This window comes from Burkholderia sp. MR1-5-21, from assembly GCF_053427715.1.
In genome coordinates, this window is sequence record NZ_JBSAXD010000007.1 from 75423 (window position 1) to 99594 (window position 24172).

23 protein-coding genes are annotated in these 24172 nt (G+C 68.7%); 16 read left to right on the forward strand and 7 right to left on the reverse strand.

Annotated elements, in window-relative coordinates:
• Positions 1-148: 148 nt before the first annotated feature.
• From ACV229_RS11980 to pyrF, 10 genes are all read left to right on the forward strand, one after another.
• Complete coding sequence (locus ACV229_RS11980) at positions 149-1051, forward strand: IclR family transcriptional regulator (protein WP_448083345.1); 903 nt, start codon at positions 149-151, stop codon at positions 1049-1051.
• Positions 1048-2073: a 2-dehydro-3-deoxygalactonokinase gene (locus tag ACV229_RS11985; RefSeq protein WP_448083346.1), complete on the forward strand. Its 1026-nt coding sequence runs from the start codon at positions 1048-1050 to the stop codon at positions 2071-2073. Before ACV229_RS11980 ends, ACV229_RS11985 begins: the two co-directional genes overlap by 4 nt.
• A gap of 29 nt (positions 2074-2102) precedes the next feature.
• Positions 2103-2780, forward strand: coding sequence for a 2-dehydro-3-deoxy-6-phosphogalactonate aldolase (locus ACV229_RS11990; RefSeq protein ID WP_448083347.1), 678 nt, complete (start codon positions 2103-2105; stop codon positions 2778-2780).
• Positions 2780-3559: an SDR family oxidoreductase gene (locus tag ACV229_RS11995; RefSeq protein ID WP_448083348.1), complete on the forward strand. Its 780-nt coding sequence runs from the start codon at positions 2780-2782 to the stop codon at positions 3557-3559. Before ACV229_RS11990 ends, ACV229_RS11995 begins: the two co-directional genes overlap by 1 nt.
• 103 nt (positions 3560-3662) lie before the next feature.
• Complete coding sequence (locus tag ACV229_RS12000; RefSeq protein WP_448083349.1) at positions 3663-4658, forward strand: arabinose ABC transporter substrate-binding protein; 996 nt, start codon at positions 3663-3665, stop codon at positions 4656-4658.
• A 65-nt stretch (positions 4659-4723) separates the two neighbouring features.
• On the forward strand, positions 4724-6244 hold the full coding sequence (gene araG / locus ACV229_RS12005) for an L-arabinose ABC transporter ATP-binding protein AraG (RefSeq protein ID WP_448083350.1): 1521 nt from the start codon (positions 4724-4726) through the stop codon (positions 6242-6244).
• 76 nt (positions 6245-6320) lie between these two features.
• Positions 6321-7334 (forward strand): L-arabinose ABC transporter permease AraH, encoded by a 1014-nt coding sequence (gene araH / locus ACV229_RS12010; protein ID WP_448083351.1) that lies wholly within the window; start codon positions 6321-6323, stop codon positions 7332-7334.
• Positions 7335-7353: 19 nt separating this feature from the next.
• The gene (locus ACV229_RS12015; protein WP_448083352.1) at positions 7354-8163 is read left to right on the forward strand and encodes an SDR family NAD(P)-dependent oxidoreductase; all 810 of its coding nucleotides are present in this window, start codon (positions 7354-7356) and stop codon (positions 8161-8163) included.
• Between the two features lie 68 nt (positions 8164-8231).
• A complete protein-coding gene (locus tag ACV229_RS12020) occupies positions 8232-9305 on the forward strand; it encodes an aldose 1-epimerase (RefSeq protein ID WP_448083353.1) in 1074 nt (357 codons plus the stop codon).
• Between the two features lie 39 nt (positions 9306-9344).
• Positions 9345-10187, forward strand: coding sequence for an orotidine-5'-phosphate decarboxylase (pyrF, locus tag ACV229_RS12025; protein WP_448083354.1), 843 nt, complete (start codon positions 9345-9347; stop codon positions 10185-10187).
• A 118-nt stretch (positions 10188-10305) separates the two neighbouring features.
• Here pyrF and ACV229_RS12030 read toward each other — a convergent pair whose 3' ends face one another.
• The 3 genes from ACV229_RS12030 to thiL are packed head-to-tail and all read right to left on the reverse strand — an operon-like array spanning position 10306 to position 12376.
• A complete protein-coding gene (locus ACV229_RS12030) occupies positions 10306-10806 on the reverse strand; it encodes a CinA family protein (RefSeq protein ID WP_448083355.1) in 501 nt (166 codons plus the stop codon).
• A 30-nt stretch (positions 10807-10836) separates the two neighbouring features.
• Positions 10837-11388 carry a phosphatidylglycerophosphatase A family protein gene (locus ACV229_RS12035; protein WP_448083356.1) on the reverse strand — a complete coding sequence of 184 codons (552 nt, stop codon included), beginning with the start codon at positions 11386-11388 and terminating at the stop codon, positions 10837-10839.
• Positions 11378-12376, reverse strand: coding sequence for a thiamine-phosphate kinase (thiL, locus tag ACV229_RS12040; RefSeq protein ID WP_448083357.1), 999 nt, complete (start codon positions 12374-12376; stop codon positions 11378-11380). The genes ACV229_RS12035 and thiL overlap by 11 nt, the downstream gene beginning before the upstream one ends.
• A 177-nt stretch (positions 12377-12553) precedes the next feature.
• Here thiL and ACV229_RS12045 point away from each other — a divergent pair, with 177 nt between their 5' ends.
• The 3 genes from ACV229_RS12045 to ACV229_RS12055 all read left to right on the forward strand — a co-directional run bounded on the left by ACV229_RS12045 (position 12554) and on the right by ACV229_RS12055 (position 16238).
• Entirely contained in the window at positions 12554-14854 is a 2301-nt protein-coding gene (locus ACV229_RS12045) for an NADP-dependent malic enzyme (protein ID WP_448083358.1), read from the forward strand.
• 369 nt (positions 14855-15223) lie between these two features.
• Positions 15224-15655: a ribonuclease gene (locus ACV229_RS12050; RefSeq protein WP_448083359.1), complete on the forward strand. Its 432-nt coding sequence runs from the start codon at positions 15224-15226 to the stop codon at positions 15653-15655.
• 16 nt (positions 15656-15671) lie between these two features.
• On the forward strand, positions 15672-16238 hold the full coding sequence (locus ACV229_RS12055; RefSeq protein WP_448083360.1) for a barstar family protein: 567 nt from the start codon (positions 15672-15674) through the stop codon (positions 16236-16238).
• A gap of 234 nt (positions 16239-16472) precedes the next feature.
• Here the strand turns inward: ACV229_RS12055 and ACV229_RS12060 are convergent, their stop codons facing one another.
• The 3 genes from ACV229_RS12060 to speE all read right to left on the reverse strand — a co-directional run bounded on the left by ACV229_RS12060 (position 16473) and on the right by speE (position 18678).
• Positions 16473-17240: a 16S rRNA (uracil(1498)-N(3))-methyltransferase gene (locus ACV229_RS12060; RefSeq protein ID WP_448083361.1), complete on the reverse strand. Its 768-nt coding sequence runs from the start codon at positions 17238-17240 to the stop codon at positions 16473-16475.
• Positions 17237-17653 (reverse strand): VOC family protein, encoded by a 417-nt coding sequence (locus tag ACV229_RS12065; protein ID WP_448083362.1) that lies wholly within the window; start codon positions 17651-17653, stop codon positions 17237-17239. The genes ACV229_RS12060 and ACV229_RS12065 overlap by 4 nt, the downstream gene beginning before the upstream one ends.
• A 167-nt stretch (positions 17654-17820) precedes the next feature.
• Positions 17821-18678 carry a polyamine aminopropyltransferase gene (gene speE / locus ACV229_RS12070; RefSeq protein WP_448079337.1) on the reverse strand — a complete coding sequence of 286 codons (858 nt, stop codon included), beginning with the start codon at positions 18676-18678 and terminating at the stop codon, positions 17821-17823.
• Between the two features lie 230 nt (positions 18679-18908).
• On the opposite strand from speE, the gene tkt reads away from it, so the two are divergent.
• Together tkt and gap are read left to right on the forward strand one after the other, a co-directional pair.
• Positions 18909-20981 carry a transketolase gene (gene tkt, locus ACV229_RS12075; protein WP_448083512.1) on the forward strand — a complete coding sequence of 691 codons (2073 nt, stop codon included), beginning with the start codon at positions 18909-18911 and terminating at the stop codon, positions 20979-20981.
• 88 nt (positions 20982-21069) lie between these two features.
• Positions 21070-22080, forward strand: coding sequence for a type I glyceraldehyde-3-phosphate dehydrogenase (gap, locus tag ACV229_RS12080; protein ID WP_006485712.1), 1011 nt, complete (start codon positions 21070-21072; stop codon positions 22078-22080).
• Between the two features lie 191 nt (positions 22081-22271).
• Here the strand turns inward: gap and ACV229_RS12085 are convergent, their stop codons facing one another.
• Positions 22272-23174, reverse strand: coding sequence for a LysR family transcriptional regulator (locus ACV229_RS12085; RefSeq protein WP_448083363.1), 903 nt, complete (start codon positions 23172-23174; stop codon positions 22272-22274).
• A 151-nt stretch (positions 23175-23325) separates the two neighbouring features.
• Here ACV229_RS12085 and ACV229_RS12090 point away from each other — a divergent pair, with 151 nt between their 5' ends.
• Positions 23326-24099, forward strand: coding sequence for an SDR family NAD(P)-dependent oxidoreductase (locus ACV229_RS12090; RefSeq protein WP_448083364.1), 774 nt, complete (start codon positions 23326-23328; stop codon positions 24097-24099).
• Positions 24100-24172: the final 73 nt, after the last annotated feature.

Genomic DNA, 24172 nt, shown 5'->3' on the forward strand with positions numbered 1-24172 from the left:
CGCGGTGCCCGACGCCCACGGAGACACTTTCCATGACGTTCGCCGGGCGCTTTCCTCGGTGCATCGACCACCGCGCCGCCGCGGCGCCGGACCTTGGTCCGGCACGCGCGCGAGCGGTATCCGCGATTCCGTTGAAGACAGCCCGCCCATGACCAAGATGCCCGCATCCCTTGCCCTCGACGGCCGCCGTCCGGTAGCGGACGACGCGCCCGCGCTCACCGACAGCATCGGCGCGACCAGCACGCCGCTCGACCTCGCTGCTCAGCAGGCCGGCACGCAGACGCTGCTGCGCGGCCTCGCGATCCTCGAGGCGATCGCGAATGGCGCGCGCGACATGCGCTCGATCGGCGCCGCGCTCGGGACGACGCGCAGCACCACGCACCGTCTCGTCAGCAGCCTCGTGCAGGCGCGCTACCTGCGCCAGGTGCAGGGCGGCTACCTGCTCGGCCCGAAGCTGATCGAACTCGGCACGATCGCGCTCGAGCAGATGCCGCTGACCGCCGTTGCGCGGCCGCACCTCGAAGCGCTTGCCGAAGCGACGCTCGACACGATCCACCTCGGCGTGCGCGACGGCGACGACGTGCTCTACATCGACAAGATTCCCGGCACCCGCGGGCTCGAAATGCGCTCGCGGGTCGGCCACCGGATGCCGCTCGCGTCGACCGGCATCGGCAAGGCGATGATGCTCGACCTCGATCCCGACACGTGGCGCGCGCTGTTCGAAGCCGCGCGGCGCGCGCTCGCCGGCGTGAACTTCAAGCCCGACCACCGGCCGGATGCCAGCGCGTTCCTGCAGCGCATGGCGCACTACGCGGCCGGCGGCTACACGTTCGATCTCGAGGAGAACGAAGCGTCGATCCGCTGCGTCGCCGCGCCGATCCGCGACGCGTCCGGCGCGATCGTCGCGGCCGTGTCGGTGGCCAGCACGATTCCGTACATGCCGCACGATCGGATGGACGAACTGATTCCGCTCGTGCAGCGCGAAGCGCGAGCGATTTCCGCGGAGCTGGGCTGGAGCCCGCCGCAAGGTACACGCAGGATCAAACGATGACGAACCCGACCCGGACCGCTCCGGAATCCATTACCACCGCCCCGTCGCTGATCGCGCTCGACTGGGGAACGACGTCGCTGCGCGCGTACCTGTACGACGCGCACGGCGCAGTGCTTGCGACGAAGAGCCGCGCAGCGGGCGTGATGCACGTGCCGGCCGGCGGCGCGCGCGCGTTCGACGCCGTGTTCGAGGACGTGTGCGGCGACTGGCTCGATCGCGCGCCCGGCGTGCCGGTGCTGGCCGCCGGCATGGTCGGCAGCGCGCAGGGCTGGCGCGACGTGCCGTATGTCGCGTTGCCCGCCGGCGCCGATGCGCTCGTCGCCGGCATCGTCGCGGTCGGGACCGCGCGCGGCACGACCGTATCGATCGTGCCGGGCGTGATCGCGACGGGCGAATTGCCCGACGTGATGCGCGGCGAAGAAACGCAGATATTCGGCACACTCGCGGACAACGCTATGTTTGAACCTGATCGTTCAGGGGTACTGATCGGATTGCCGGGCACGCACGCGAAATGGGCGTGGGTGAAGGACGGGCTCATCGAGCGTTTCCAGACCTTCATGACAGGCGAGCTGTTCGCCGTGCTGCGCGATCACACGATTCTCGGCCGCACGATGCGCGTGCCCGAAACGCCGGATCGCGCCGCGTTCCTGCGCGGCGTGGCGGTCGCGCGCAGCGCGCAGCGCGCCGGCATGCTGGCGACGATCTTCAGCACACGCACGCTCGGCCTGACCGGGCGTCTCGCGCCGGACGCGCAGGGCGACTACCTGTCCGGCCTGCTGATCGGCCACGAGCTGAACGCGCTCGACGCGATGCTCGCGGAGCGTGGCGCGACACTCGCGCATCAGCCGCTGCTGCTGATCGGCGACGACGGCCTGTGCGCGCGCTACGTCGACGCACTGCACGCATTCGGCTGCGCGCATGCGCGCGTCGCCGCGCACGCGACCGAGCGCGGCCTGTGGCAGATCGCGTCGCGCGCGGGGCTCGTCCGCGCGGACGGCGCGCCGGTCTGCGCCGATCAATGAACCGAACCGTTTGCAGAGGAAAGTCCTTCATGTCGTCCGAACTCACGCTGCCCGCGCCGTACGCACCGCATTCCGCGCTGATGCGCGCATTCGATGCGTGCCCGCTGATCGCGATCCTGCGTGGCATCACGTCGGCCGAAGCGGCCGCGCACGGCCACGCGCTCTATGAAGCCGGCTTGCGCATCGTCGAGGTGCCGCTCAACTCGCCCGATCCGTTCGACAGCATCGCCGCGCTGCGCCGTGCGCTGCCCGACGACGCGATCGTCGGCGCCGGCACCGTGCTGCGGCCGGAATACGTCGACCGCGTGCAGGACGCGGGCGGTGCGCTGATCGTGATGCCGCACAGCGACGGCGCCGTGATCCGCCGCGCGCGCGAGCTTGGCCTCGCGAGCGCGCCGGGCGTCGCGACGCCGACCGAGGCGTTCGCCGCGCTCGTGAACGGCGCGGATGTGCTGAAGATGTTCCCGGGCGAGCAGCTTGGCGTGACTGTCGTGAAGGCGTGGCGCGCGGTGATCGATCGCGCGGTACCGCTGATCCCGGTCGGCGGCGTGACGCCCGACAACATGCAGCCGTTTCTCGCCGCCGGCGCGAACGGTTTCGGGCTCGGCTCGGCGCTGTACCGGCCCGGCCAGTCCGCCGAAGCGACAGCGGCGAACGCGCGCGCGTTCCAGGCCGGCCTGCGCGCGGCGCGCGGCGGAGCCGCGTGATGAACCGCCTCGCGGGCAAGGTCTCGATGGTGACGGGCGCGGGCCGCGGGATCGGCGCGGCGATCGCACACGCGTTTGCGCGCGAAGGCGCGGCGGTGGCGCTCGTCGATCTCGATCTGCCGCAGGCGCACGCGACCGCGGACGCAATCGCACGCGAGGTTGGCGATGCGCGCGTGTTGCCGCTCCAGGCCGACGTCGCGCGCCAGGAGGCGGTCGATGAAGCGCTCGCGCGGACCGAAGCGGCGCTCGGCGCGCTCGACGTGCTCGTCAACAACGCGGGCATCAACGTGTTCTGCGATCCGCTGACGATGACCGACGACGACTGGCGGCGCTGCTTCGCGGTCGATCTCGACGGCGTGTGGCACGGCTGCCGCGCGGTGCTGTCCGGCATGGTCGAGCGCGGGCGCGGCAGCATCGTGAACATCGCGTCCACGCATGCGTTCCGGATCATCCCGGGCTGCTTTCCATACCCGGTCGCGAAGCACGGCGTGCTCGGCCTCACGCGCGCGCTCGGCATCGAATACGCGGCGCGCAACGTGCGCGTGAACGCGATCGCGCCGGGCTACATCGAGACGCAACTGACGCGCGACTGGTGGGACGGGCAGTCCGATCCGGCCGCCGCGCGGGCCGAGACGCTCGCGCTTCAGCCGATGAAGCGGATCGGCCGGCCGGAGGAGGTCGCGATGACGGCAGTGTTCCTCGCGTCCGACGAAGCGCCGTTCATCAATGCCGCGTGCATTACCGTCGACGGCGGGCGCGCGGCGCTGTACCACGACTGACGCAACGATTCGAAAGACCGCAGCGTGCGACGGCCGCGCGCACGCTGCGTCGATACAAGCAAGCGGCCGCATCCTGTTCGATGAAGACAAGGAGACACTGGAGATGAAACGCAGAACGTTCGTCACGCTGGCCGCCGCGACCGCGGTGCTGGCCGGCAGCCCGCTCGCGCATGCGGCCGACCCGGTCAAGATCGGCTTCCTCGTGAAGCAGCCGGAGGAGCCGTGGTTTCAGGACGAGTGGAAGTTCGCGGAGATCGCCGCGAAGGACAAGGGCTTCACGCTCGTAAAGATCGGCGCGCCGTCCGGCGAGAAGGTGATGAGCGCGATCGACAACCTCGCCGCGCAGAAGGTGCAGGGCTTCATCATCTGCACGCCCGACGTGAAGCTCGGGCCCGGCATCGTCGCGAAGGCGAAGTCGCACAACCTGAAGATGATGACGGTCGACGATCGCCTCGTCGACGGCGGCGGCAAGCCGATCGAGGCCGTGCCGCACATGGGCATCTCCGCGTACAACATCGGCAAGCAGGTCGGCGACGGCATCGCGGCCGAGATCAAGAAGCGCGGCTGGGACATGAAGGACGTCGGCGCGATCGACATCACGTACGAGCAGCTGCCGACCGCGCACGACCGCACGACCGGCGCGACCGATGCGCTCGTCGCCGCGGGCTTTCCGAAGGCGAACGTGATCGCCGCGCCGCAGGCGAAGACCGATACCGAGAACGCATTCAACGCGGCGAACATCGCGCTGACGAAGAACCCGCAGTTCAAGCACTGGGTCGCGTACGGCCTCAACGACGAAGCGGTGCTCGGCGCGGTGCGCGCGGCCGAAGGGCGCGGCTTCAAGGCGGCCGACATGGTCGGGATCGGCATCGGCGGCTCCGATTCGGCGCTGAACGAATTCAAGAAACCGCAGCCGACCGGCTTCTACGGCACCGTGATCATCAGCCCGAAACGCCACGGCGAGGAAACGTCGGACCTGATGTACGCGTGGATCACGCAGGGCAAGGCGCCGCCGGCGCTCACGCTGACGACCGGCATGCTCGCGACGCGCGACAACGTCGGCAAGGTGCGCGACGAGATGGGGCTCGCGTCGAAGTAACCGGCCCGGGCGGCTGCGGCGCAAGCGGCGGCCGACGGTCGATCGATCGAAAGTGGAGAAGCGACGTGTCAGCGGCACTGCGTTTTGACAATATCGGCAAGGTATTCCCCGGCGTGCGCGCGCTCGACGGCATCTCGTTCGACGTGCATGCCGGCGAGGTGCACGGCCTGATGGGCGAGAACGGCGCGGGCAAGTCGACGCTGCTGAAGATTCTCGGCGGCGAATATCAGCCCGATGCGGGCGGCGTGCTGGTCGACGGCCGGCCCGTGCATTTTTCCAGCGCGGCCGCGTCGATCGCGGCCGGCATCGCGGTGATCCACCAGGAGCTGCAGTACGTGCCGGACCTGACGGTCGCGGAGAACCTGCTGCTCGGCCGCCTGCCGAACGCGTTCGGCTGGGTGAGGAAGGGGGAAGCGAAGCGCCACGTGCGCGAGCGGCTCGCCGCGATGGGCGTCGACCTCGATCCCGATGCGAAGCTCGGCCGGCTGTCGATCGCGCAGCGGCAGATGGTCGAGATTTGCAAGGCGCTGATGCGCAACGCGCGCGTGATCGCGCTCGACGAGCCGACGAGCTCGCTGTCGCACCGCGAGACCGAGGTGCTGTTCAAGCTCGTCGACGACCTGCGCGCCGACGGCCGCGCGCTGATCTACATCTCGCACCGGATGGACGAGATCTACCGGCTGTGCGACGCGTGCACGATCTTCCGCGACGGCCGCAAGATCGCGTCGCACGCGTCGCTCGCCGACGTGCCGCGCGAGCGCCTCGTCGCCGAGATGGTCGGGCGCGAGATCGCCGACATCTATCACTATGCGCCGCGTGCGCTCGGCAACGTGCGGCTCGCCGCCGAAGGAATCGAAGGCGACGCGCTGCGCGAGCCGGCGAGCTTCGCGGTGCGCGCGGGCGAGATCGTCGGCTTCTTCGGCCTCGTCGGCGCGGGGCGCAGCGAGCTGATGCGGCTCGTGTACGGCGCCGACCGCAAGCGTGCGGGCACGCTCGTGCTCGACGGTGCGCGCATCGACGTGAAGCGCACCGGCGATGCGATCCGCCACGGCATCGTGCTGTGCCCCGAGGACCGCAAGGAAGAGGGGATCATCGCGATGGCGTCGGTCGCGGAGAACATCAACATCAGCTGCCGCCGCCATTCGCTGCGCGCGGGCCTGTTCATTGACCGCAAGACGGAGAGCGACACGGCCGACCGCTTCATCCAGCGGCTGAAGATCAAGACGCCGAGCCGCCGCCAGAAGATCCGCTTCCTGTCGGGCGGCAACCAGCAGAAGGCGATCCTGTCGCGCTGGCTCGCGGAGCCCGACCTGAAGGTCGTGATCCTCGACGAGCCGACGCGCGGCATCGACGTCGGCGCGAAGCATGAAATCTACGACGTGATCTACCGGCTCGCGGAGCGCGGCTGCGCGATCGTGATGGTGTCGTCGGAGCTGCCGGAAGTGCTCGGCGTGTCCGACCGCATCGTCGTGATGCGCGAAGGCCGGATCGCGGGCGAGCTGCCGCGCGCGCAGGCGAACGAGCATGCGGTGCTGAATCTCGCGCTGCCGCAGGCGACCGGTTTCACGGCGGCGCAGGCGGCCTGAAGCCACGACACGACATTCGATTCGATCACGCGCGGCGCGTGCTGCGCCGCGCGATGGAGGAGCAGGAGACATGACCATGCAAGTCAGAGAAAACCTCGCCAGCGCCGCCGTGAAGCCGGCCGCCGACGCGCTGGCACCGCAGGGCGAGCGCCAGAAATGGTGGCAGACGCTCGCCGAATACAGCCTGATCGCGATCTTCGCGGTGATGTTCGTGACGATGTCGCTGACCGTCGATCACTTCTTCTCGATCGACAACATGCTCGGCCTCGCGCTGTCGATCTCGCAGATCGGCATGGTCGCGTGCACGATGATGTTCTGCCTCGCGTCGCGCGATTTCGACCTGTCGATCGGCTCGACGGTCGCGTTCTCGGGCGTGCTGTGCGCGATGGTGCTCAATGCGACCGACAACACGTTCGTCGCGATTCTCGCGGCGGTCGCGGCGGGCGCGGCGATCGGCTTCGTCAACGGTGCGGTGATCGCGTACCTGCGCATCAACGCGCTGATCACGACGCTCGCGACGATGGAGATCGTGCGCGGGCTCGGCTTCATCGTGTCGAAGGGGCAGGCGGTCGGCGTGTCGTCCGATACGTTCATCGCGCTCGGCGGGCTGACGATGTTCGGCATCTCGCTGCCGATCTGGGTCACGCTGCTGTGCTTCATCGTGTTCGGCGTGCTGCTGAACCAGACCGTATACGGCCGCAATACGCTCGCGATCGGCGGCAACCCGGAAGCGTCGCGACTCGCGGGGATCAACGTCGAGCGCACGCGTGTCTACATCTTCCTGATCCAGGGCGCGGTGACGGCGCTCGCGGGCGTGATCCTCGCGTCGCGCATCACGTCGGGCCAGCCGAACGCCGCGCAGGGCTTCGAGCTGAACGTGATCTCCGCGTGCGTGCTCGGCGGCGTGTCGCTGATGGGCGGGCGCGCGACGATCTCCGGCGTCGTGATCGGCGTGCTGATCATGGGCACGGTCGAGAACGTGATGAACCTGCTGAACATCGACGCGTTCTACCAGTACCTCGTGCGCGGCGCGATCCTGCTCGCGGCCGTGCTGCTCGACCAGCTGAAGAACCGCGGCGTGCGGGACTGATTCCAAGGAGACGAACGGCATGACCACCGACACTTCCGCGCAACCCGCACTCGATGCGCGCTATGCAACGTATCCGAGCCTCGCCGATCGCGCGGTGCTGATCACCGGCGGCGCGACCGGCATCGGCGCCGCGTTCGTCGAGCACTTCGTCGCGCAGGGCGCGCGCGTCGCGTTCGTCGATCTCGACGCCGACGCGGGGCGCGCGCTCGCCGAACGTCTCGCGCACGCGGGTCACCACACACGCCATGCGCCGCTCTTCATCGAATGCGACCTGACCGACATCGATGCGCTGCGCCACGCGATCGACGCGGCCCGCGCGCGGATCGGCGCGATCGCGGTGCTCGTCAGCAACGCGGCGAACGACGTGCGCCACAGGATCGCCGACGTGACGCCCGAATCGTTCGACGCGGGCATCGCGGTGAACCTGCGTCACCAGTTCTTCGCCGCGCAGGCGGTGATCGACGACATGAAGCAGCTCGGCGGCGGCGCGATCATCAATCTCGGCTCGATCAGCTGGATGCTGAAGAACGGCGGCTATCCGGTGTACGTGACCGCGAAGGCGGCCGTGCAGGGGCTGACGCGCGGCCTCGCGCGCGATCTCGGCCCGTTCGGGATCCGTGTCAATTCGCTCGTGCCGGGCTGGGTGATGACCGACAAGCAGCGCCGGCTGTGGCTCGACGATGCGGGGCGCGCGGCGACCAAGGCGGGGCAATGCCTCGACGCCGAGCTGCTGCCTGCCGACCTCGCACGCATGGCGCTGTTCCTCGCAGCCGACGACAGCCGGATGATCACCGGGCAGGACGTGATCGTCGACGGCGGCTGGGCGTGACCGGCCGCGCATCTGCTGAATCTCGCCCGAACCTTGCCTGACCCGATTCTTCGACGAAGGAGCCCATCATGACCGCCACGTCCGCGCGTGCATCGACATCGACGACCCAATCGCGCCGAGCGCGCCTCGCCGCCGCCGCGCAGCCGGTCAGCGCCGGCCCGCAGACCGCCGCGTTCGCGCAGGGCGTCGGCGCGACGCACGCGGCGGCCGTCACGCTGTCGAACGCGGCGTTGCGGCTCGACGTGCTGCCGCACCTCGGCGGCGGGATCGCGCGCTTCGACTGGCGGCGCGACGACGGCGCGCTGGCGCCGGTGTTTCGCCGTTGCGCGCATCCGGAGACAGTCACCGATCCGAACGAGCTCGCGTGCTATCCGCTGCTGCCGTACTCGAACCGGATCGGCGGCGCGCGCTTCGAATGCGACGGCCGCAGCGTCGCGGTGCCGCGCAACCGCCGCGACGAGCCGCTGCCGATCCACGGCGACGGCTGGCTCGCGCACTGGCAGGTCGACGACGCGACCGACACGACACTGCAGCTGTCGCTCGATCGCGCGCACGGCGCGCCGTACGCGTTTCGCGCGACGCAGACCTACCTGCTCGACGACGCGACGCTGACGATCGTGCTGACGGTCGAGAACGCCGGCCGCGCGCGGCTGCCGTTCGGGCTCGGCGTGCATCCGTTCGTCGTGCGCGACGACGCGACCGAGCTCGCGGCCGCGGCGGGCGGGCTGTGGCTGTCGGGCGCGGATTTCCTGCCGGTGCGGCACGTGAGCGTGCCGCCCGCGTGGCAGTTCGGCGTCGCGTATCCGCTGCCGGCCGCGCTCGTCAACCATGCATTCACGGGCTGGGGCGGCCATGCAACGGTGAGCTGGCCGCGCCGCGGGATCACGCTGACGGTCGCGGCCGAAGCCGATGCGTACGTGCTGTATACACCGCCGGGCGAAGATTTCTTCTGCTTCGAGCCGGTCGATCATCCGATCAATGCGGTGAACCTGCCGGGCGGCGCGGCCGCGCACGGGATGACGCTGCTCGCGCCGGGCGAGCGCCTCGCGCGGCGCTTCTCGTTCACCGTCGGGCGCGGCGATGCGCGCGGTGATGCACGTGGTGGCGCACCCGCGCGCGAAAGCCGCCGGCGACGCGGGTAAAATACGCGGTTTACCAACGGTTTGCCGCGAGTACCCGCCATGTCATCCCCGCTTACTTTCATCGAATCGCTGCGCGCCGCGTGGCAGCGCACGAATTCGCTGCTGTGCGTCGGCCTCGATCCCGAGCCGTCGCGCTTTCCCGTGCAGTTCGACGGCCAGCCGGACGCGATCTTCGAATTCTGCCGGCAGATCGTCGACGCGACCGCGTCATACGCGAGCGCGTTCAAGCCGCAGATCGCGTACTTCGCCGCGCACCGCGCGGAGGATCAGCTCGAGCGGCTGATCGCGCACATCCACCTGCAGCATCCGGGCCTGCCGGTGATCCTCGACGCGAAGCGCGGCGACATCGGCAGCACCGCCGAGCAGTACGCGCGCGAGGCGTTCGAGCGCTACCGCGCGGACGCGGTGACGGTGAACCCGTACATGGGCTTCGATTCGGTCGAGCCGTATTTCGAGCACGAAGGCAAGGGCGTGATCGTGCTGTGCCGCACGTCGAACCCGGGCGGCTCGGACCTGCAGTTCCTCGAGACGAACGGGTCCGGCCATCCGGGGCGGCCGCTGTACCAGGTCGTCGCCGATCTCGCGGCGAACAAGTGGAACGCGAAGAACGGCCAGCTCGGCCTCGTCGTCGGCGCGACGTTCCCGAAGGAAATCGAGGTCGTGCGCGGGATCGTCGGCGACATGCCGCTCCTGATCCCCGGCATCGGCGCGCAGGGCGGCGACGTGCAGGCGACCGTCAATGCAGGCCGCACGGCCGACGGCACCGGCATGATGATCAACTCGTCGCGCGCGATCCTGTATGCGAGCAAGGACGAGGATTTCGCAGAAGCCGCGGCGCTCGCCGCGCAGAAGACCCGCGACGCGATCAACGCATATCGTTGAGCGGGACGGGCCGCCTGTCCGGGCGGCTCGCTTCCGATGGCCCGCGCTCGCGGGCTTGCATCCACATTGCATTGCACCGGCGCGGCACCGTGAGGCGCCGCGCGCGGCCCGCCGCGCGTCAGCGCTCGTGCTCTTCGAGCAGCTTCAGCAGCCCGCGCAGCGCGTGCGCCGCGGCTTGCGTCCGGATCTGCTCGCGGTCGCCCTTGAACACGAGCGTCTCGACGTCGGTATGCAGCCGGTTGCTCCACGCGAACGACACGGTGCCGACCGGCTTCTTCTCGCTGCCGCCGGCCGGGCCGGCGATGCCGGTCACCGCGAGCGCCACCTGCGCGCGGCTGTTGCGCAGCGCGCCTTCGGCCATCGCGCGCGCGACCGGCTCGCTGACGGCGCCGTGCTTGTCGATCAGCTCATGCGGCACGCCGATCATCTCGCTCTTGGCCTGGTTCGAATACGTGACGAAGCCGCGCTCGAACCACTGGCTGCTGCCGGAGATATCGGTGATCGCGGCGGCGACCATCCCGCCGGTACAGGATTCGGCGGTGGCGAGCATCAGGTGCCCGTCACGCAGCTGGTTGCCTGCGCGGATCGCAAGCTGATGGACGACGGAATCGGTGGGCATGCGAATGGGTGAACAGGAGTCGGAAAGGCGTCAGCCGACGAAGGACCGCCACAGCGCGATGACGAGCAGTGTCATGAACGCGGCGATCAGGTCGTCGACCATGATGCCGAGCCCGCCTGCGAGGCGGCGCTCGACGTAGCGGATCGGGGGCGGCTTCAGCATGTCGAACATGCGGAACACGACGAAGGCCCAGAGCTGGCCGATGAACGTCGCCGGCGTGACGAACAGCATCACGATCCAGATCGCGACGATCTCGTCCCAGACGACCGGGCCCGGGTCTGCGTTGCCCATCTTCTTCGCGGTGAAACCGGTGAACCAGACGCCGGCGACGACGCCGGCCACGATCAGTACCCACCATTCGGGCACCGTCAGGTAGCGGTTGAGCACGACGAACGTCAGCCAGCCGAACAGCGTGCCGAACGTGCCTGGCATCAGCGGCGCGAGCCCGCTGCCGAACCCGAGCGACAGGATGTGCGCCGGATGCGACAACATGAAGCGGGCGGTCGCGCGCTTCGGCGCGGTCTGCGTGGCGCCGCTGCCGGCGTCGGCCGCGGCGCGCGGGGGCGTCGGGTCAGTCTGCATGGAAGTGGTCGAAACCGTGCAACGTGAGGGCGAGGGGCGCGCCGGCGGCGTCGCGCCACGCAATCGCGGGCCGTTCCGACGGTGCGGACAACGCGCGTATTGTACCGATTCGCGTGACCGCGACGCCGGCCGCGGCACCCGCCGCATCGACCGCCGCGCGGGCCGCGGCCGGTGCGGTGAAGCACAGTTCGTAGTCGTCGCCGCCCGCGAGCGTGCAGCGGCGCTGCACGTCGGGCGGCAGCGTCGCGAGCGCGGCCGAGCGGGGCACTGCGTCGGCGTCGATTTCCGCGCGCACGCGTGAGCGCTCGAGAATGTGCTGCAGGTCGCCCGCGAGGCCGTCCGAGATGTCGAGCGCCGCGTGCGCGACGCCGGCGAGCGCAAGCCCGAGCGCGATACGCGGCTCGGGGCGCTCGAGCGCCGCTTTGAACGCGGCCGCTTCGCGCGCGCCGGCCGGCCATTCGCCGCGCGCGACGCCGAGCCCCGCGCGCGCGTCGCCGAGGGTGCCGGATACCCAGACGTCGTCGCCGTCGCGCGCGGCATCGCGTCGCAGCGCGTCGCCGGGGGCGACGTCGCCGAACACGGTCACGCACAGGTTCAGCGGCCCGCTCGTCGTGTCGCCGCCGACCAGTTCGCAGCCGAACCGCTCGGCGAGCGCGAAGAGCCCGTCGCTGAACGCCTCGAGCCACGCCGCGTCGGCGCGCGGCAGCGCGCACGCGAGCGTGAATGCGCGCGGCTCGGCGCCCATCGCCGCGAGGTCGGACAGGTTGACCGCGAGCGTCTTGTGGCCGAGCGCGTCCGGCGCGACATCGGGAAAGAAGTGGCGGCCTTCGACCAGCATGTCCGTCGAAATGGCAAGCAACTTACCGGATCGTGGTTCGATCAGCGCGCAATCGTCGCCGATTCCGAGCGTCGCGGCGCGTGCGCCCTGTGCCGCGCGGCGCGCGAAGAAGCGGTCGATCAACGAAAACTCGGACAAGGAGGCTGGCACGGCGGACGGACTCGTAGCGGTTGAGTGAACGGCATTGTAACGAGGCGAACGGGTGGCGTTCTTACACCGTTCGGTACATTTTTGTCGCGGCTGTTGCACCCGAATCGCAGTTTGGGAGCCGTCGAATGGCGCTACAATGCGTCGACTAGGTATTCTAATCCGCTCGTCACGAGACACATGTCCACTCAAGCCTCCTCCAAAGCCAAGCTCCGCGAAGCCGCCCTCGACTACCACGAATTTCCGACCCCCGGCAAGGTCGCGATCGCCCCGACCAAGCAGATGATCAACCAGCGCGACCTGGCGCTAGCGTATTCGCCGGGCGTCGCGTTCGCGTGCGAGGAGATCGTCGAGAACCCGCTGAATGCCGCCCGCTTCACCGCGCGCAGCAACCTGGTCGGCGTCGTGACGAACGGCACCGCGGTGCTCGGCCTCGGCAACATCGGCCCGCTGGCATCGAAGCCGGTGATGGAAGGCAAGGCCGTGCTGTTCAAGAAGTTTGCCGGCATCGACGTGTTCGACATCGAGCTGAACGAGTCCGACCCGCACAAGCTGGTCGACGTGATCGCCGCGCTCGAACCGACGTTCGGCGGGATCAACCTCGAAGACATCAAGGCGCCGGACTGCTTCATCGTCGAGCGCGAGTGCCGCAAGCGGATGAAGATCCCGGTCTTCCACGACGACCAGCACGGCACCGCGATCGTCGTCGCGGCGGCGGTCACGAACGGCCTGAAGGTGGTCGGCAAGGACATCAAGAAGGTGAAGCTCGTCGCGTCCGGCGCGGGCGCGGCCGCGCTTGCGTGCCTCGACCTGCTCGTCGATATCGGCCTGCCGCTCGAAAACATCACCGTCACCGACCTGGCCGGCGTGGTCTACAAGGGCCGCACCGAGCTGATGGACCCGGACAAGGAGCGCTTCGCGCGCGAAACGGAAGCCCGCTCGCTCGCCGACGTGATCGGCGGCGCGGACATCTTCCTCGGGCTGTCGGCGGCCGGCGTGCTGAAGCAGGAGATGGTCAAGGAGATGGCGGAGCGTCCGCTGATCCTCGCGCTCGCGAACCCGACGCCGGAAATCCTGCCGGAACTGGCGCTCGAAGTGCGCCCCGACGCGATCCTCGCGACCGGCCGCACCGACTATCCGAACCAGGTCAACAACGTCCTGTGCTTCCCGTTCATCTTCCGCGGCGCGCTCGACGTCGGCGCGACGACGATCACGCGTGAAATGGAGATCGCCGCGGTGAACGCGATCGCCGAGCTCGCGCAGCAGGAGCAGAGCGACATCGTCGCGACCGCGTATGGCATCCAGGACCTGTCGTTCGGGCCCGAATACCTGATTCCGAAGCCGTTCGATCCGCGCCTGATCGTGAAGATCGCGCCGGCCGTAGCTCAAGCCGCGATGGACGGCGGCGTCGCGACGCGCGCGATCGAGGACATGGACGCGTACAAGCAGCACCTGCAGCAGTTCGTGTACCACAGCGGCACGACGATGAAGCCGATCTTCCAGCTCGCGCGCAGCGCGGCGGCGGAGAAGAAGCGCGTCGTGTTCGCGGAAGGCGAAGAAGAGCGCGTGTTGCGCGCAGTTCAGATCGTCGTCGACGAAAAGCTCGCGACGCCGATCCTGATCGGCCGCCCGGCCGTGATCGAGCACCGTATCCAGCGCTACGGCCTGCGCCTGACGCCGGGCGTCGACTTCACGGTCGTCAACACCGAGCATGACGAGCGCTACCGCGAGTTCTGGCAGGACTACGCGAAGATGATGGCGCGCAAGGGTATCAGCGAGCAGCTCGCGCGCGTCGAGATGCGCCGCCGCACGACGCTGATCGGCTCGATGATGGTGAAGAAGGGCCAGGCGGACGGCATGATCTGCGGCACGATCAGCACGACGCACCGCCACCTGCACTTCATCGACCAGGTGATCGGCAAGCGCGCGGGCTGCAGCGTCTACGCGGCGATGAACGGCCTCGTGCTGCCGGGCCGCCAGATCTTCCTCGTCGACACGCACGTGAACGTCGATCCGACCCCGGAACAGCTGGCCGAGATCACGATCATGGCGGCGGAAGAAGTGCGCCGCTTCGGTATCGAGCCGAAGGTCGCGCTGCTGTCGCACTCGAACTTCGGCACGAGCAACGCGCCTTCCGCGAAGAAGATGCGCGATACGCTCGCGATCCTGCAGGAACGCGCGCCGGAGCTGAAGGTCGACGGCGAGATGCACGGCGACGTGGCACTCGACGCGGCGCTGCGCAAGGAAATCCTGCCGGCATCGACGCTGGAAGGTGACGCGAACCTGCTGGTGCTGCCGAACATCGACGCGGCGAACATCGCGTACAACCTGCTGAAGACGGCCGCGGGCAACAACATCGCGATCGGGCCGATCCTGCTCGGCGCCGCGCAGCCGGTGCACGTGCTGACCGAATCGGCGACGGTGCGCCGGATCGTCAACATGGCCGCGCTGCTGGTGGCCGACGTGAACGCTGCGCGTTAAAGAGAACGCTGCGCGTTCAGCGAGCGCGCGCAGCGTCAGGCGAATTTGTAAGAAATAGAAAAAAAGGCGTGCCCGCAATGGGCACGCCGCTGGGCATGGCGCGAACGCGCTTCCCGCAAGCAACAGCAGCATCTCTCCACTCCGGGTAGCGAGCGTGGCAAGGAGGCAGGGTCTTGCCATGCGAGAGATGCCGTACGCATTTTATCCTATGAAGGATAAAAATGGCGGGAATCCGGTAATTTTTCCCTGGATCGCCGCTGCGCCAGCCTTTCAACTCCCAAACGAACATTGATTCGCGCGGACAATAGCGCTACGCTAACGCCTTCGTTGGTCGTCAACTACTTGATTTAACAGCGGGAACCCCGGTTCATGGCACGCAAGTGGCTCCGCAACGGCGCGCTCGCGTCCGTCTTCGCGATGTTCGCGATGGGTATCGTCGGCACGCCGACGGGCAGTCTGGTTTCCGCCGCCTACGCACGGGAGGCCGTTTCGGCCGACGTGGCCGCCGGCGGGTTCGACACGATCCCGGCCGCCCGTCTACCGCGCGAGGCCGTGACCACGCTCGGCCTGATCGCCGCCGGCGGTCCCTATCCGTACGAGAAAGACGGCGTCGTATTCGGCAACCGCGAGCGGATCTTGCCGAAGGCGAAGCGCGGCTTCTATCACGAATACACCGTGCCGACCCCGCGCGCGCGCAACCGCGGCGCGCGCCGGATCGTCTGCGGCGGACCGCCGCGCCGGGTCGACAACTGTTATTACACGGACGACCACTACAACAGTTTTAAACGCATTATTGAATGACTTCGGGAAGAACGGCATGAGCGACTCCATCTACACGCACGACACGGCGTCGACGGCGGAACTGTTCGCGGCCGGCGACGGCAATCTGTTTCAGCGCGTGATGCAACTGCGCGCAACGGCACAGACCGGCGACGCGCCCGCGCAGCAGGACGCCTGCCCCGGGCCTTCATCGAACGAGGAGCCTATGAGCCTTTTCACGACCGTGCGACCCAATCTCGTCCAGTCGATCCGCGCGTTCCGCGTGCAGGATCTCGCCGACGAAGCCGGTCGGCTCGGCCAGCATTTCCTGTATGCGTACTGCGGCGCGGCACAGTCGAAGCAGGAAGTGATGGAAACGATCGCGACGTCGTTCCTGTTTCCGAAGCACTTCGGCAAGAACTACGACGCGTTGTACGACTGCCTGACCGATCTCGTCGCGAAGGCGGGTTCCCAGCCCGGTTTCGTGATCGTGCTCGAAGGGCTGCCGATCGCGCAGAAGTTCGACAAGGAAGGCCGCGAGACGCTGCTCGACGTGTTCCGCGAGGCCGCGGAGTTCTGGTCCGAGCGCAAGGTCGCGTTCCGCGTGTTCTACTCGTTCGCCTGAGCGCGAGCCTGCCGGCCGCGGGACGGCCGGCCCGGCAGCGCTACGAAAACGCCCGCTTCGAGCGGGCGTTTTTGCGTCCGCGCGTCCCGCATCGGTCGGCGCGGATCGTACTTCCGGCGTGATCGACATCGAGCCGATGAACGCGGCACGCCGACGGGCAGCGTCGCCTTCACGTCCATGCTGCCGCGCCAGCCACGCCAGTCGATCGCTGCGCGCGGCCGGACCGCTGACTCGTCACCACCCGCCCCAGCGCGCCGCGAGCGCGGCGAGCACCGCCGCGCCGGCCGTTTCGGTGCGCAGCACGCGCGGGCCGAGCGACAGCGCGGTGAAGCCGCGCGCGCGCGCGGCGTTTTCCTCGTCGGGGGACAGCCCGCCTTCCGGTCCGATCAGCAGCGTCACGGGCGCGGCGGGCGGCGCGGCGGGCAGCGACGCGAACGGAATGCTCGCGCGCGGCGACAGCAGCAGCCGCAGCTCGCCGTCGGCCGGCGCGGCCGGCAGCGCGTCGAGCCACGCGTCGATGCCACGCACCGGCGCGACCTCGGGCACACGGTTGCGTCCGCACTGTTCGCACGACGCGCGCACGATGCCGCGCCAGTGCGCGACGCGTTTCTCCGCGCGCTCGCCCGACAGCCGCACGACGCCGCGCGCCGTCGACAGCGGCACGATCGCCGCGGCGCCGAGTTCGACCGCCTTCTCGATCACCCAATCCATCTTGTCGCCGCCGGCGATCCCCTGCGCGAGCGTCACGCGGTAAGGCGGCTCCGCTTCGGCGAGTTCGAACGCATCGAGCTGCGCGATCGCGCTGCGCTTGTCGATCTCGACGAGCCGGGCACGGTACTGGCCGCCGGTGCCGTCGAACAGCGCGAGTGCGTCGCCCGGCTGCAGCCGCAGCACCTGCGCGTGGCGCGCGACGTCGGCGGGCAGCGACAGCATCGCGTCGACGCGCAGCGCCGCGTCGACGAAAAAGCGCGGCACGGCCGCGGTGGTGGTGGATTCGGTCATGTTTCGAGATGGCGCGCGAGCGCCCAGCGGTAACCGTCGAGATCCTCGATCTGCGCGAAGCGATCGCCCCAGAACTGGTCCTGCGGCGCGGTCAGCGATTTCGCGCCGGCATCGAGGGCGCGCTGCCAGGTCGCGTCCACGTCGTCGACGTACAGATAGAACGATTGCGGCGCGGTCGCGCCCGCGCTTTTCGGTGTGCGCGCGAGCGAGCCGAACGCGCCTTCGGGCGCGAACATCACGATCAGCTGGCCGCGGTAGACCATCTCGACGTGCATGATCGCGCCGTCCTCGTCGAGCACGTCGCGCAATTCGAAGCCGAATGCGGCCTGGAAGAAATCGATCGCAGCGCGCGCGTTGCGCACGGCCAGATAGGGTGTCAACCAAGGCACGTTGGCCGGACGTGGATCGGTCACGAAAATCTCCTGTCGATCAGATGGCGACCGGAGCGAGTGCATCGGCACTGACTCCGGTTCCATGCAAAGCGGTGGGTGCATTGGCGCATGCTTCGGTCCCGTGCTTCGCATGCTGATCCCATGCGAAGCCGCGACGAACGAGCGGCGCGCCGCGACGGCGCGAAGGCTCAGCGGCGAACGCCCAGTGTATCGCGCAGCGCGCGCGGCAGCGCGAACAGCGCCGGGTGCAGCCGCGCGTCGTAGTAGCGCAATCCTTCGATGCCGCGATTGGCGAGACGTTCCTCGATGTCGTGCATGAAGAGCGATGCCGCGTCGAGCGTGTCGCTCGCGATCGCCATCAGCCACACCGAGCCGTACAGCGGGACATGGGCGGACAGCGGATCGACGACCGCGAAGCTCGCGCGCAGGTCGGCGAGCAGCGCGGCGATGCGCGGCGCGTGGAACACCGGCGAGCCGAGATGCATCGTGATCGCGCCGCATGGCGTCAGGATCCGCTTCAGATGCGCGTAGAAGTCGCGCGTGTAGAGGCCGGCCGCCGGCGAGTCCGGCGGCGTGAGGTCGAACACGACGAGGTCGAAGTGCTCGACGGTCGATTCGACGAAGTGCGCGGCGTCGCCGATCACGACCTCGACGCGCGGATCGTCGAGCGCGCCCTGGTGCACGTCGTCGAGGAAGCGGCGCGCCATGCCGACGACCTCGTCGTCGAGCTCCGCGACGACGATGCGCTCGATGCACGCGTGCTTGAGCAGCTGGCGCGCCGCGCCGCCGTCGCCGCCGCCGAGCACGAGCGCCTTTCTCGGCGCCGGGTGCGCGAGCGCGGCCGGGTGGGTCATGCACTCGTGGTAGATGTATTCGTCGCCGACGGATGTCATCGGCCGGCCGTCGAGCGTGAACAGGCGGCCGAGCTGCGGCGTTTCCCACACCTCGATCTGCTGGTGCGGCGACGCGACGTGTGCGAGCCGCCGCGCATGCGGGAAGCCGTATGTGGAGTCGGGCGTCGGGTGGAAGAGAAGCGTCGTGCTCACGGGCGGGCCGCGCGGGGCGGGCGGTTCCAATTTTTGAATTATAGAAGGCGCGACATCGCGGGCGGGAAGTTTGACGGAAATCGGTGCCGGAACGCTGACCGACTGGAAGGGAAATGTCGGCCGTTCTGCTAAAATGACGCGCTTTGCAGCCTCGTCCGTTGGCTCCGTCCGCTTCGCGTCCGTCTGGCGCCGCACTGTGCGCCGGGAGCAGCCGGCCCGCGAGCTTCCGGATACCGCACGTGCCCCGTTTTCCCGACTCGTTCTCCGGACTCGACATGACGACTTCGTCTCCCGCCTCCACCACCCTGATGGCCAACGCGATCCGCGCGCTCGCGATGGATGCCGTCCAGCAAGCGAACTCCGGCCACCCCGGCATGCCGATGGGCATGGCCGAAATCGGCGTCGCGCTCTGGTCGCGCCATCTCAAGCACAACCCGGCGAACCCGCACTGGTCGGACCGTGACCGCTTCGTGCTGTCGAACGGCCATGGCTCGATGCTGCTGTACGCGCTGCTGCACCTGACCGGCTACGACCTGCCGATGGAAGAGCTGAAGAACTTCCGCCAGATGCACTCGAAGACGCCGGGTCACCCGGAGTACGGCATCACGCCGGGCGTCGAGACGACGACGGGGCCGCTCGGCCAGGGTCTCGCGAACGCGGTCGGCATGGCGCTCGGCGAAGCGCTGATGGCCGCCGAGTTCAACCGCGACGACGCGAAGATCGTCGATCACCACACGTACGTGTTCCTCGGCGACGGCTGCCTGATGGAAGGCATCTCGCACGAGGCCTGCTCGCTGGCCGGCACGCTGAAGCTGAACAAGCTGATCGGGCTGTACGACGACAACGGCATCTCGATCGACGGCGATGTCGTCAACTGGTTCCACGACGACACCCCGAAGCGCTTCGAGGCGTACGGCTGGAACGTGATCCCGAACGTGAACGGCCATGACGTCGACGCGGTCGACGCAGCGATCGCGAAGGCGAAGCTGTCGGACAAGCCGACGATCATCTGCTGCAAGACCGTGATCGGCCAGGGCGCGGCGACGAAGGCGGGCGGCCACGACGTGCACGGCGCGGCGCTCGGCGCGGAAGAAATCGCGAAGACGCGTGAGGCGCTGGGCTGGAAGTGGGCGCCGTTCGTGATTCCGCAGGAAGTCTATGCGGCGTGGGACGCGAAGGAAGCCGGCACGCGCAGCGAGTCCGACTGGAACGCCGCGTTCGCGCAGTATCGCGCGAAGTATCCGACGGAAGCGGCCGAGTTCGAGCGCCGGATGGCCGGCAAGCTGCCTGCCGACTGGGCGCAGAAGGCCGCGGCGATCGTCGCCGGCGCGAACGAGCGCGCTGAAACGGTCGCGACCCGCAAGGCGTCGCAGCAGGCGATCGAAGGCCTCGCCGCGGCGCTGCCGGAGCTGCTCGGCGGCTCGGCCGACCTGACCGGCTCGAACCTGACCAACTGGAAGGCGTCGAAGGCCGTGCGCGCGAAGGCGGAAGGCCCGGGCGTCCAGTATGGCAACCACATCAACTACGGCGTGCGCGAATTCGGCATGAGCGCCGCGATCAACGGCCTCGCGCTGCACGGTGGCCACAAGCCGTTCGGCGGCACGTTCCTGACGTTCTCCGACTACAGCCGCAACGCGCTGCGCGTCGCCGCGCTGATGAAGGTGCCGTCGATCTTCGTGTTCACGCACGATTCGATCGGTCTCGGCGAGGACGGCCCGACGCACCAGTCGATCGAGCACGTGTCGAGCCTGCGCCTGATCCCGAACCACGACGTGTGGCGTCCGGCCGACACGGTCGAGACGGCCGTCGCATGGACCCACGCGGTCGCCGCGGATCGTCCGTCGAGCCTGATCTTCAGCCGCCAGAACCTCGCGTTCAACCCGCGCACCGATGCGCAGATCGCGAACATCGAGAAGGGCGGCTACGTGCTGAAGGACTGGGACGAAGAGATCGTCGCGCGCAAGATCATCCTGATCGCGACGGGCTCGGAAGTCGAACTCGCGATGAAGGCCGTCGAGCCGCTCGCGCAGCAGGGGATCGCCGCGCGCGTCGTGTCGATGCCCGCGACGACGGTGTTCGACCGCCAGGACGCCGAGTACCGCGAGCGCGTGCTGCCGCACGGCGTGCGCCGCGTCGCGATCGAAGCGGGCGTGACGAGCTTCTGGCACAAGTACGTCGGCCTCGAGGGCGGCGTGGTCGGGATCGACACGTTCGGCGAATCGGCGCCGGCCGGCGTGCTGTTCAAGCACTTCGGCTTCACCGTCGACAAGGTCGTCGAGACGGCCAAGGCCGTGCTGGCCTAAAAGCATTCGCGGCGCGCACGTGCCCCACGCGCGCGCCGCACCGTGAAGCTGCACGAAACGAATTTTTTCAGCCATCAGGAGATAGACCATGACGATCCGCGTCGCAATCAACGGCTACGGCCGCATCGGCCGCAATACGCTGCGCGCGTTCTATGAAAACGGCAAGAAGCACGATCTCGAGATCGTCGCGATCAACGACCTGGGCGATGCGAAGACCAACGCGCACCTGACCCAGTACGACACCGCGCACGGCAAGTTCCCGGGCGAAGTGTCGGTCGACGGCGACTACCTGGTCGTCAACGGCGACAAGATCCGCGTGCTCGCGAACCGCAACCCGGCCGAACTGCCGTGGGGCGAGCTGGGCGTCGACGTCGTGATGGAATGCACGGGCTTCTTCACGACGAAGGAAAAGGCGAGCGCGCACCTGAAGGGCGGCGCGAAGAAGGTGATCATCTCGGCGCCGGGCGGCAAGGACGTCGACGCGACGATCGTCTACGGCGTGAACCATGATGTGCTGAAGGCCGAGCACACCGTCATCTCGAACGCATCGTGCACGACGAACTGCCTCGCGCCGCTCGTCAAGCCGCTGAACGACAAGATCGGCCTCGAAACCGGTCTGATGACGACGATCCACGCGTACACGAACGACCAGGTGCTGACGGACGTCTACCACGAAGACCTGCGCCGCGCGCGTTCGGCCACGCACAGCCAGATCCCGACGAAGACGGGCGCTGCTTCGGCGGTCGGCCTCGTGCTGCCGGAACTGAACGGCAAGCTGGACGGCTACGCGATCCGGGTCCCGACCATCAACGTGTCGATCGTCGACCTGTCGTTCATCGCGAAGCGCGACACGACGGTCGAGGAAGTCAACGCGATCATGAAGGAAGCGTCGGAAGGCGCGCTGAAGGGCATCCTCGGCTACAACGACGCACCGCTGGTGTCGATCGACTTCAACCACAACCCGGCGTCGTCGACGTTCGACGCAACGCTGACCAAGGTGTCGGGCCGTCTCGTCAAGGTGTCGAGCTGGTACGACAACGAGTGGGGCTTCTCGAACCGCATGCTGGATACCGCAGTCGCGTTCGCGAACGCGAAGTAATCCCGCACGACGCTCGGCCGCCGCGAGGCGGCCGGTGTCGGTCGCGATCGGGCCCGGCCCGGCTTCATGCCGGCCGGGCTTTTTTATTGCCGTCGGCGATGGGCGGCCGGCCGGGTCGGCTGCCGCGTCGCCATCGCCATCGCCGCGTCGTCGTCGGCGTTCCGCGTCCGGCGCATGCGGCGGCGTCGCAGTCAGCAATTCGCGTCCGGCGCATGCGCCGCCGTCACCTGTTCGACCGCGTCGACGAACGCCCGCTTGAGCGGGCTGTCGAGGTCGGTCCACGCGAGGCCGATGCCGGTCCGGTGCCCGGCCAGATCGAGCGGCCGCGCGAGCACGTTCGGCGGCAACGCGCTCGCCGCTTCCGCCGGGATCAGTCCGATTCCCATCCCTGCCGCGACAAGCGCGAGCATTGTCGTGAACTCGCCGAACTCCTGCGCGATCTCGAGCGTCGTGCCCGCGCGGCTCAGCGCGAGCAGCATGTCGTCGTGGAAGCCGGGCGCATAGCGCCGCGCGAGCACGAACGCCGGATGGCCGCGCAGGTCGGCCGGTGCCAGCGTGTCCTGCGCGGCGAGCGGATGCTCGAGCGGCAGCGCGACGACGAACCCTTCCTCGAGCACCACGCGCGTGTCGATGCCCGCATACGCGGCCGGCAGCCGGATCATCCCGAAGTCGATCCGGCGATCGCGCAGCGCCGCGACCTGGTCGGGTGTCGGCATGTCCTTCAGTTCAACCGTGATCAGCGGATAACGTGCGCGCATCACGCGCAGCACCGCGGGCAACAGCGCCGGCAGCACCGACGACACGAACGCGATGCGCAGCGTGCCGATCTCGCCACGGCTCGACAGCCGCGCGAGCTGCTCGGCGCGCGCGGCCTGCTGCAGCGTCGCCCGCGCTTCCGGCAGGAACACACGCCCGGTGTCGCTCAGTTCGACCTTGTGGCGATCGCGTTCGAACAGGCGTGCGCCGAGTTCCTCCTCGAGCGCCTTGATCTGCATGCTCAATGCGGGCTGAACGATGAACAGGCGCTGCGCGGCGCGCCCGAAGTGCAGTTCTTCCGCAAGGGTGACGAACGCGCGCAATTGCTTGAGTTCCATGGGTGTCGCCATCCGGAATCCGGTGATCAGATTCCATGATAACCACATCAAAAAAGACCATTGGCGCCGGACCGGGCTGCGCGCCGAAGATAAGGTCAACGCGAGGCCGGCTGCGACGGGCGGCCGGCTCGACTGGCACGAGGAGGCACACATGACGAACGCGCTTGACCGGTTCCGCCTGGACGGCCGCCGTGCGCTGATTACCGGATCGGGACGCGGGATCGGGCTGACGCTCGCCCGCGGACTGGCGGAGGCGGGTGCGGCGATCGTCATCAACGATCGCAATGAGGACAAGGCAGCGTCGCTCGCGCGGCATTTCCGCGAGGAGGGCTTCACGGCCGACTACGCGGTGTTCGACGTGGCCGATCATGGCCAGGTGCGCGCGGCGATCGACGATGCCGAGGCGCGCGTCGGCGCGATCGACATCCTCGTGAACAACGCCGGCATCCAGCGCCGCGCGCCGCTCGACGCATTCGATCCCGACGACTGGCATGCGCTGATGCGCGTGAACCTCGACGGCGTGTTCAACGTCGCGCAGGCCGTCGCGCGGCACATGATCGCGCGCGGGCGCGGCAAGATCATCAACATCTGCTCGGTGCAGAGCGAGCTCGCGCGGCCGTCGATCGCGCCGTATGCGGCCACCAAGGGCGCGGTGCGGATGCTGACGAAGGGCATGTGCGCGGACTGGGCGCGGCACGGCATCCAGGCCAACGGCCTCGCGCCCGGCTATTTCGAGACGGAGCTGAACCGCGCGCTGGTCGACGATCCCGCGTTTTCCGACTGGCTGTGCAAGCGCACGCCGGCCGGCCGCTGGGGGCGCGTCGACGAGCTGTGCGGCGCGGCGATCTTCCTCGCGTCGGCGGCATCCGATTTCGTGAACGGCCAGACGCTGTTCGTCGACGGCGGGCTGACGAGCGCCGTCTGACGGGCCGCCACTTTCGATGTTCCGCCTGCGCGCACGGGGCGCGACGGGCAGGCGGCGGCAATACGCATCGAGC